The 1,224-nt window shown below is 63.2% G+C and carries 1 protein-coding gene; it reads right to left on the reverse strand.

The genetic code is table 11. From position 1 onward, the window contains the following. Positions 1–1,224, reverse strand: a 1,224-nt coding sequence (locus BN1128_RS00055; RefSeq protein ID WP_042865536.1) for an MGH1-like glycoside hydrolase domain-containing protein, incomplete at both ends; no start/stop codon positions are given.

Consider the following 1,224-nt stretch of genomic DNA (forward strand, 5'->3'; position numbering starts at 1 on the left):
CTCCCCGACGTCGGGGAGCAGCAACTTGAGCTCTATCTGCTTGCTGCGGTAGTTCAGCCCCTTGAGTGCCGCTTCCGGCTTGGCCCCCATCAGCTTGTGCAGGTGCGCGGTGACGAAGGGCGAGACCCGGATCCCCTGCTCCTCAATGTGGTAACCGAATAGAGTGCTGGTCACCATGCCGAGATAGCCGCCCACGGACCAGAGCTGGCGCTGAGAGTTGATAACCGGGCCCGTCAGGTCGGGATGAGTCAGATCCATCAAGGAGGGCTGACCGGAGAGCCATTCCAGGTTCTCCATGTTGGAGAGGTTGAGCGCGGCCCCGCGCATCAGGGAGTCGACATGGCGATCGGCCACGGCCACGTTCTGCACCCTGGCGGCGGCTTTCAGCCCATAGGCGGAGACAAAGGGCCAGATGGCGCGGTTATGGTAGACCGGCATATCGGGTTGCTGCGGGAAATAGACAGGGGCGCCATAAGGCCCCATGGGGTAACGACTGACGATCTCCCTAGCCTGGCTCTCATCGGCAATGCCCGCCAGGATGGCAAGGGATTCCCCGAGCAGGTCGAACTTGTAGGCCGGGCTCGGATCCGTGCTGGTGTTGATCAGGCTGGCATACATCTTCTCATCCGCCAGCCAGAAGCCATGATTGATGGCCTGCTTGAGCGCGCTGGCCCACAGGCTGTAGCGGGTCGCCAGCTCATCCTGGCCCAGCTCGGTGGCCAGACGCGCCGCCAGCCTCAGCCCCTGATAATGGAGCACGTTGGTGGAGAGGGATTTGCTCATGCCGATGTGGGCGATGTCTGCGGTGATCCACTTGGCATAGGTCTGATCACGCCAATCGAGGAAGGATTGCTCACCGCCATAGAGGCCATCGCCCTCGTCGAAGGCCGCCAGACGATCGCTCTCAATGGTATTGCGCAACCCCTCGAACGCCTCGGGCAGGAAGGCACTGCGCTCCCCGGCAGGCAAGGCCGCCAGCACCTGCTCAGCCGCCAGCGCCCAGCCCATGCGGTCGGTACTGATGGGCCAGCTGCCCCCCGTCCCCGTATCCTGGATGATCTGGCGTCCCTGCGGGATCAGGCCGTCGAGGCCCTGCTTCAGCTCGGCTCTGAAATCGGAGAGCTTGAACTGCAAGGAGTTTCGCGCCCGTTGCGGATCCAGGATGCCCAGCCCCAGATCGGTGGCGTAGGAGAGATCCCGCGTCCAGACATAATGCCACTTGGC

This window comes from Aeromonas piscicola (assembly GCF_000820005.1).
Lineage (GTDB): Bacteria > Pseudomonadota > Gammaproteobacteria > Enterobacterales > Aeromonadaceae > Aeromonas > Aeromonas piscicola.